Below are 8,386 nucleotides of genomic sequence, written 5' to 3'. Positions count from 1 at the left end.
CTTTGTAGTGCTCCCCCAACCCCTTGAAGTACGCCACCGCCTCGTCGCGCGGCAACACACGGCGCTCCACGCGCTCGTCTTTCGCGGCCAGCTCGGACATGCGCTTTTCAATCGCCACCAAGTCGTCAGGCGTGAACGGACGCTTGTAGGCAAAGTCGTAGAAAAACCCGTTTTCAATGACCGGGCCAATCGTCACCTGCGCCTCAGGAAAAAGCTCTTTGACCGCGTAGGCCAGCAAGTGGGCGGTGGAGTGGCGAATCACATCCAGACCCTCCGCATCCTTGGCTGTGATGATGGACAGCGGGCTGTCTGCCATGATCTGGTAGCTGGTGTCCACCACCTTGCCGTCTATCTTGCCGGCCAGTGCCGCCTTGGCCAGGCCCGAGCCGATAGAGGCGGCCACTTCAGCCACGGTGACAGGGCCTGGGAACTCGCGCTGCGAACCGTCGGGGAGCGTGATGTGAATCATGGGAGTAACTCTTTCTTTTCAATCAGTGCAAGGGATGCGGGCACGCGCCAGGCCCAGAAACAAAAAAGCGCGGAACAGGTCCGCGCTTTCTGGAGGTGTTTGCAATCTCGTGCCGGCGCGAACATCCAGCCTTAGCGGCCGGTCAACATCTCCGATGTAGTTCGCGGTGTCATAACCAGATTGCCTTTCTCGCTCTTGTGCAGTGAATTTGTTCGCATTTTAACCTTGCCGCCAACAAAAAAGCCCGAAGCGACGGCTTCGGGCTTTCATCCGGTGGATTTTGCGCCACACCCAAGCGGCGCAAAAGTCACTCAGATCAGTGGAACTGCTCTTCTTCGGTCGAACCCGTCAGGGCCTTCACGCTGGACGAACCACCCTGGATCACCGTGGTCACGTCGTCGAAGTAGCCTGCGCCCACTTCCTGCTGGTGCGAGACGAAGGTATAGCCCTTGTCGCGTGCTGCAAATTCTGGCTCTTGCACCATGTTCACGTAGTGCTTCATGCCTTCGCCATTGGCGTATGCGTGGGCGAACTGGAAGGTGTTGAACCAGTTGATGTGGATACCGGCCAGTGTGATGAACTGGTACTTGTAGCCCAGTGCCGACAGGTCTTCCTGAAACGAAGCGATCTGTGTGTCGTTGAGGTTCTTCTTCCAGTTGAAGGAAGGCGAGCAGTTGTACGACAGCAGCTTGCCGGGGCAGGCAGCGTGCACAGCCTGGGCGAACTCACGGGCAAAGCCAATGTCTGGCACGCCGGTTTCGCACCACACCAGATCGGCGTAGGGGGCGTAGGCCACGCCGCGGCTGATGGCTTGTTCCAGGCCGTTCTTCACGCGATAGAAACCTTCTTGGGTGCGCTCGCCGGTCAGGAAAGGCTTGTCGTTGGCATCGTGGTCCGACGTGATCAGGTTGGCGGCTTCTGCATCAGTACGGGCCAGCACGATGGTGGACACGCCCATCACATCGGCCGCAAAACGTGCGGAGATCAGCTTTTCGCAGGCTTCTTGTGTAGGAACCAACACCTTGCCGCCCATGTGGCCGCACTTCTTCACGGCAGCCAGCTGGTCTTCAAAGTGAACGCCTGCAGCGCCCGACTGGATCATGTTCTTCATCAGTTCGAAAGCGTTCAGCACGCCGCCGAAACCGGCTTCTGCATCGGCCACGATGGGCAGGAAGTAGTCGATGAATTCCTTATCGCCGGGGTTGATGCCACGGCCCCACTGAATTTCGTCAGCGCGCTTGAAGGTGTTGTTGATGCGGCGAACCATGGTGGGCACCGAGTCGTAGGCGTACAGCGACTGGTCGGGGTACATGGTTTCCGACGTGTTGCCGTCCGCGGCGACTTGCCAGCCCGACAGGTACACGGCTTCCAGGCCTGCCTTGGCTTGCTGCATGGCTTGGCCAGCAGAGATGGCGCCGAACGCGTTCACGTAGCCCTTCTTGGAGCCGCCGTTGATCTTGTCCCACAGCTTTTCAGCGCCGCGCTTGGCCAAGGTGTGCTCAATCGGCAGCGAGCCGCGCAGGCGCACCACGTCCGCTGCGGAATAACCGCGCTTCACACCTTTCCAGCGGGGGTTCTGCGCCCAGTCTTTTTCCAGGGCGGCAATTTGCTGTTCACGGCTCAGTTGTTCGTTGAGAGATTGGGGCATGGGATCACTCCAGAGGTTGGTTGAAAACGCCGGGCTGCTTGTGTGCCGCCCTTGGGGATAACTTTAAGTCTTCTATAAGAGTTGCACAAGCTCTTATGTCTTATAGAAGAGATAAATTTTCTCCTTTCAAAACAAGCACTTAACCACGCAATTTCTCAATACAGAAATTGATTTCTCATATCGAGAAAAAATGCGGCAATGCAACATCTATCGCATTCCGCATTGCAAAAATCAGTTTTTGTATTGTGAGAAATAAATGCAGACAGCGCCGCCTACCCCGCCTTCACCCAGTCTCCATGCGCAATGCGCTCCGCAGACACCACATATCGGGGGTTGATTTCATACACGAGGCACGGCGTGGCATGCCCTTGCACATCCACCATCACTTCGCGTTTGCTGTACTCATCCGTGGGGTTCTTTCCAAGATCTTCAATGCCATCCAGAACGGCCTCCAGTGCCGGGTCAATGGCATACACCTCGCCCTGCACCCACTGGTCGCCGCCCAGCGTGATACCGGGATAAGGCCCCAGGTGATAAAGAATGCCCGCGACCTGCGCCAGCCCCACAAAACGCGCAGCAGGCTGTAGCCGCGTGATGTCGTTGCTGCAGCCCTGGCGCAAGGTGCCGTACACAAACACACAGCGCGGCGACTGAGGGAGCTGGGATTCATCGGGCATGATGCGCACTCTTTTTTTGTTGACCAGCGCCCAGTCTAGTGAAACCGCCGAACCGCCTCTTCGCCTATGCGTGCCTCGCGCTCAGCATGTCACTCGTGGGTTGCTACGTCGCGCTCTCCAAGCCGCTGGCGGCAGTGCTGCCTGTGTTTCTGCTGGCATGGATGCGGTTTGGCATTGGGGGGCTGGCCATGCTCCATTGGCTGAAAAAACCGGTAGACGAACCACCCCTCACGCCGCAAACCAAACGCTTGCTGTTTCTGGAATCGTTTCTGGGCAACTTTCTGTTCACCATCTGCATGATCTACGGCGTAAGCCTGACCGATGCGGTATCAGCCGGTGTCACCATGGCAGCCATCCCGGCAGCAGTCGCCTTGATGGGCTGGGCGTTTCTGCGCGAGCGGGTGGCCCCGCGCACATGGGCTGCCGTGGTGTGCGCTGTGGGTGGCGTTGCCTTGTTCTCACTATCAAAACCAGAGCATATAGCGCATGCTGGACAAGCGCTAGGTGCCAAAAACACTCAAAACTTGGCGTGGCTCGGTCAATTGCTGCTGGTGGGCGCCGTGATCTGCGAAGCCGCCTACACCGTGATTGGCAAGAAGCTCACCGGAAGCCTGGGACCCAAACGCATCACCTCGCTCATCAACCTATGGGGCTTTGTGCTGACCACACCGTTCGGGCTGTATCTGGCGCTGGATTTTGACTTTGCCGCGGTCGGCTGGAGCACCTGGCTGCTGCTACTTTTCTATGCAATGGCGGCCTGCATGTGGACAGTCTGGCTGTGGATGACCGGGCTCAAGGCCGTCCCCGCCGCCCAAGGCGGGGTTTTCTCGGTCATGTTGCCCGTGAGCGCGGCGCTGGTGGGCGTGCTGCTGCTGGGCGAATCCCTCACCGCCATGCAGTTGGTGGCGTTTGCCATTGCCCTGGCCAGCGTGTTGCTGGCCACCCTGCCCTCACGCGCTGCTATGCGTGTGGGCCGAAAGAACCGCGCGGGCTGACCCCAAAAGTTAAAGGCAAAGCACAGCCTCTTTGGGGCACTCGACCCCGCCAGCTTACGCGGACAGCGCCTGCGCACTCACCACGATTCCGTCCGCATCGGCGTACAGCCAATCCCCTGGGCGCACCCACACGCCCTGGATCTGCACCGCCACATCGCACTGGCCCTCGTTGCGCTTTTCGGTCGGCAACGGCATCAGCGCCAATGCGCGGATGCCGACCGCAGCGGCGTTGAGCTCGGCCACGTCGCGCACGCACCCGTCCACCACAATGCCGGCCCAACCGTTGCGCGCAGCGGCCGCCGCCAGGTTGCCACCCACCAGCGCGCGGCGCAGTGATGCGCCACCGTCCACCACCAGCACACGGCCCTCTCCGGGGGAATCCACCGCAGCCTTTACCAGGGTGTTGTCCTCGTAGCATTTCACCGTGCTGATCGGGCCTGCAAAGCTGGCGACACCGCCAAACGACTGAAACACCGGAGGCATGACACGAAACGCGCCACTGACATCCCCCTTGTGGGTGTCGCAAAAATCGCAGGTGCTGAACGCGGGAAGAGGCGTGGAGGTCATTGCACAGGGCCTTTCAGAGGATGAAAAACGAGGATGAACATAAAAGCAGAAGCCAGCGAGCCGCGGCAAGCCCCATGAACGGGGGCAGCCGCCTGTTATGTGATTGTTGCGCAGCGCTGCAGGTCGACGGCACAAAAACCAGGTCAGCACGCCAGCGCACAGCCAGAAAACCTGCAATGCCCCCTGAGACGCCAAAATGCAGCGCCTCCGCACATGATTTGTCAAGACGGGCGCGGCTCCTGGGCGACTTGGGGCGTGCCGCGCGGCTCCACAGCTACAAATCGAGGCAAAAAAAGCCGTTTCTCCCTTGGAAACGCGTTTTTTTCCCAGTAGCATCGGCCTGCCAGAGAGACAGCCTCGTTTTCGCTGGTACAAAAAATCTACTTCCAACAAGGAACACCCAACATGGCAACTGCAAAAAAAGCTCCGGCAAAGACAGCAACGGCAGCCAAGGCGCCCGCCACCAAGGCTGCTGCACCGGCCAAGAAGCGCACCCCCAACGCCGCCTTCATGAAGGCGCTCACACCCAGCCCCGCGCTGGCCGCTGTGGTGGGCTCGGCTCCGCTGCCGCGCACGGAGATCATCAGCAAGCTGTGGGTCTACATCAAGGCCAACAACCTGCAGGATGCAGCGAACAAGCGCAACATCAATGCAGACGCCAAGCTCAAGGAGCTGTTCGGCAAGCCCCAGGTGTCGATGTTTGAACTGGCCGGCCTGATCGGCAAGCACGTCAAATAAGACGCACGACGCTCTGCACTTGCTGCGAAAAAGAACCGGCTCAGCCGGTTTTTTTTCGCCTGTACCGCTCGGAATGTGTGGTGCCGCCGCATCAATACAAATGAGAATGACCCGCATTCGATGTAACATTGCGCAGCACGATGAAGCACAGCCATGTGTTGACCTGGCCACTGCTTCTCACCCGCTCTTGGCGCCCCGCGCGCCACTCGCACACACCCATTGACGGAGGCCATCTTGGCAAAATCACGCGCTCAGCGCCGCAGCTCCGTGCTGCGCGCTCAAAGTTCTTCTGCTTCCCTCGCGCCCGCGCCCGCTCGCGCCATGTCGTCCGAAAAAGCGCTGCTGCCGCTGGGCGCCCTGATGCTGGCTGCCTCCATGGGCGCCATGGCGCAGACCGGCACCAAGGAAGCCACCCTGTCCACCGTGACGGTGCAAGAAGCGGCCGAAGTGCAAGGCAAGGACACCCTGCTGCTCAAGAAGACCACCGTCGGCAAGGGCAACCAGGACATCAAGGACATCCCCCAGTCCGTGACGGTGTTCACCGAAAAGCTCATGAACGACCGCAACCAGGACGACTTCCGCGAGGTGCTGCGCACCACGGCGGGCGTGACCTTCCAGTCCGGCGAAACGGGCGAAGAAGACGTGCGCATGCGCGGCTTCTCGCTGGGCCTGGCCGGTGACATCTATGTGGACGGCATGAAGGACGCTCCGCTGATCGAGCGCGACACGTTCAACAACGACCGCATCGAAGTGCTCAAGGGCTCGGCGTCCATGCTGTTCGGCAAGGGCTCCACCGGCGGCATCGTCAACCAGGTCAACAAATACCCGCTGCTGATCGACCAGCACGAAGCCGGCTACACCTTCGGCACGGGCCAGTTCCACCGCGCCACGGGCGACTTCAACTTCAAGACCGGCGAAAACGCGGCCTTCCGCCTGAACGCCATGGTCCAGGAGTACGACAACTACGGCGCCAAGCAGGACAAGCGCGGCATTGCACCCACGTTCGCCTGGGGCATCGGCACGCGCGACGAGTTCTCGATCGGGCTGTACTACCTCGAATCCAAGGGCCGCCCGTTGTACAACCACCCCTGGCGCGTGGTCGACGGCAAGATCAACACGCCCTTGGACGCCCGCAACTACTACGGTCTGGCCAGCGACCACAACAACACCACGTCGCAGTACGTCACGCTGGGCCACATCCACCGCTTTGACGACAACGGCGAGCTGACCACCCGTCTGCGCTACGGCAATTACGAGCGCGACCTGCTGGCCAGCACCATTGGTTTCCAGAACGGTGCCATCACGCTCGACCAGATCAACGGCAACACCGCGCTGACCCGTGGCTCCAAGGGCCGTCTGGGTGAAAGCGAAGTGCTGCAGGTGCAAAGCGACTACAACAACACCTTCAACTGGGGTGGCAAGAAGCACGCGGTGCTGGCAGGCGTCGACTACTACGACGACGATGCCAAGCGCAACCAGAACTACGCCAACACCACGCCGCGCCCCAACACCACCGTAGGTTCGCCCAACGATGGCGCGTGGGTGGCCGATGGCCGCGCACCGGTGCAGTGGAACACCTTCACCTCGCGCAACCTGGGCCTGTACCTGCAGGACACCATGTCGATCAACGACACCCTGAAGCTGGTGGGCGGCCTGCGCTACGACAACTTCAAGGCTTCTTACAAGAACGCCACCGGTGCGCTGAGCAACTCCCGCTCCGACAGTCTGGTCAGCCCGCGCGTGGGCCTGCTGTTCCAACCCACCGAGCTGACCTCGTACTACGTGTCGTACGGCACTTCGTACAACACCTCGGGCGACACCTACCAGTTCGGCAACCCCGGTGCCACCACATCCCGCTCGGCTAACACCGACCCCGAAAAGAGCCGCAACATCGAGATCGGCGGCAAGTTCGAGCTGTTCGAGCGCCGCGCACTGCTCGGCGTGGCTGCGTTCTACAGCCAGAAGTACAACGAGCGCAACACCGACCCCGACACTGCCGCTGCACAAGAGCTGCTGTCCGGCAAGCGCCACGCTACTGGCATGGAATTCAACCTGGCAGGCCGCCTGACGCCCAAGTGGGAGCTGTTCGCCAACCACACCTGGATCCCTTCGGCCAAGATCGACAGCAGCAATGTGGTTCTCCCCGCCAATGGCGGCGGCGCACAGGTGCAGGGCGACCGCCCAGGCCTGACGCCCAAGCACAGCGGCAGCGTGTGGACGACGTACGCCGTCACCTCCAAGGTGCGTATGGGCGCAGGCGTGACCTACCGCAGCAAGCAAAACCCCGAAGGCTCGCGTGCTGTGTACGCCAGCGGCTTTGCGGTGATGGACGCCATGGTCGAGTACGCTTTCGACGACAAGACCACGCTGAAGCTCAACGTCAACAACCTGTTTGACCGCACGTATGCGGACGGCCTGTACCGCGGCTTCTACACACCGGGCACGGCACGTTCCGTGCAGGTGTCGCTGAAGACGCGCTTCTGACCTTCGATGCGCTGACGCGCTGATGTTCTGACGAAACGACTCCGCCCCTTCATTGGGGCGGAGTCACAATCGGCACCATGTTCCTGCACATCAAAGACGTATTGACGGCCGAAGAGGTTGCCCTTTTTCGGCAAAAGCTCTGGGCGACCAACGCCCCCTGGGTGGATGGCGCCCGCAGTGCGGGTGGGCAAGCGGTGCACCAGAAGAACAACCTGCAGCTCGCGCAAGGCAGTGATCTTTCTGCGCAATTGCAGGGCATGGTGAAAGCGGCACTCCACCGCAACGCCCTGTTCTTTTCGGGGGCCTTGCCACGCCGCATCTACAACCCGCTGTTCAACAAATACGGCGATGGCTCCAACTATTACGGCAACCATGTAGACAGCGCCGTCATGCACTCCAAGGCAGACAACTGCTGGGTGCGCAGCGACCTGTCCTGCACGCTGTTCCTGACCCCGCCTGAAGACTATGACGGCGGTGAGCTGCTCATCTCCGACGCGCTGGGCGAAAAACGCATCAAGCTGCCAGCGGGCGACATGGTCCTGTACCCCAGCAGCACGGTGCACCAGGTGGCACCGGTCACGCGCGGCCACCGCATCAGCAGTTTCTTCTGGGTAGAAAGCATGGTGCGCGGGCTGGAGCAGCGCCAGCTGCTGTTTGACATGGACATGTCGCTGCTCAAGCTGCGCCAGGCGCATGGCGAACAAGAACCCTCGGTCATTGCGCTATCGGGCACATACCACAACCTGCTGCGCATGTGGGCCGATGTCTGAGTGCCACCGGCATGATCAACCCCTCACCCCATGATCCG

8 protein-coding genes are annotated in these 8,386 nt (G+C 60.7%); 4 read left to right on the top strand and 4 right to left on the bottom strand.

Annotated features, from left to right (window positions below):
- From ACK41V_RS11230 to ACK41V_RS11220, 3 genes are all read right to left on the bottom strand, one after another.
- Nucleotides 1–469: TGS domain-containing protein (locus ACK41V_RS11230; protein WP_409782069.1), on the bottom strand; the 469-nt coding region annotated here is incomplete at its 3' end.
- 316 nt (nucleotides 470–785) lie between these two features.
- Nucleotides 786–2,117 (bottom strand): isocitrate lyase, encoded by a 1,332-nt coding sequence (gene aceA / locus ACK41V_RS11225; protein ID WP_409782067.1) that lies wholly within the window; start codon nucleotides 2,115–2,117, stop codon nucleotides 786–788.
- A gap of 272 nt (nucleotides 2,118–2,389) precedes the next feature.
- Nucleotides 2,390–2,794 carry a gamma-glutamylcyclotransferase gene (locus ACK41V_RS11220; protein WP_409782064.1) on the bottom strand — a complete coding sequence of 135 codons (405 nt, stop codon included), beginning with the start codon at nucleotides 2,792–2,794 and terminating at the stop codon, nucleotides 2,390–2,392.
- Nucleotides 2,795–2,832: 38 nt separating this feature from the next.
- Between ACK41V_RS11220 and ACK41V_RS11215 the strand changes: the two genes are divergently transcribed.
- Nucleotides 2,833–3,789, top strand: a complete 957-nt coding sequence (locus ACK41V_RS11215) for a DMT family transporter (RefSeq protein WP_409782063.1) — start codon at nucleotides 2,833–2,835, stop codon at nucleotides 3,787–3,789.
- 54 nt (nucleotides 3,790–3,843) lie between these two features.
- Here ACK41V_RS11215 and rraA read toward each other — a convergent pair whose 3' ends face one another.
- Nucleotides 3,844–4,356, bottom strand: a complete 513-nt coding sequence (gene rraA / locus ACK41V_RS11210; RefSeq protein WP_409782060.1) for a ribonuclease E activity regulator RraA — start codon at nucleotides 4,354–4,356, stop codon at nucleotides 3,844–3,846.
- Nucleotides 4,357–4,761: 405 nt separating this feature from the next.
- Here rraA and ACK41V_RS11205 point away from each other — a divergent pair, with 405 nt between their 5' ends.
- The 3 genes from ACK41V_RS11205 (at nucleotide 4,762) to ACK41V_RS11195 (ending at nucleotide 8,348) form a co-directional block, all read left to right on the top strand.
- Nucleotides 4,762–5,094, top strand: coding sequence for an SWIB/MDM2 domain-containing protein (locus ACK41V_RS11205; RefSeq protein WP_409782057.1), 333 nt, complete (start codon nucleotides 4,762–4,764; stop codon nucleotides 5,092–5,094).
- Nucleotides 5,095–5,415: 321 nt separating this feature from the next.
- On the top strand, nucleotides 5,416–7,578 hold the full coding sequence (locus ACK41V_RS11200; RefSeq protein WP_409782055.1) for a TonB-dependent receptor: 2,163 nt from the start codon (nucleotides 5,416–5,418) through the stop codon (nucleotides 7,576–7,578).
- Between the two features lie 77 nt (nucleotides 7,579–7,655).
- Nucleotides 7,656–8,348, top strand: a complete 693-nt coding sequence (locus tag ACK41V_RS11195) for a Fe2+-dependent dioxygenase (protein ID WP_409782052.1) — start codon at nucleotides 7,656–7,658, stop codon at nucleotides 8,346–8,348.
- Nucleotides 8,349–8,386: the final 38 nt, after the last annotated feature.

Source organism: Acidovorax sp. (assembly GCF_046291265.1).
In the GTDB taxonomy this organism is placed as follows: Bacteria; Pseudomonadota; Gammaproteobacteria; order Burkholderiales; family Burkholderiaceae_C; genus Acidovorax.
The sequence above is the reverse complement of the archived record's forward strand: the minus strand, read 5'-3'. Positions and strand labels throughout refer to the sequence as shown.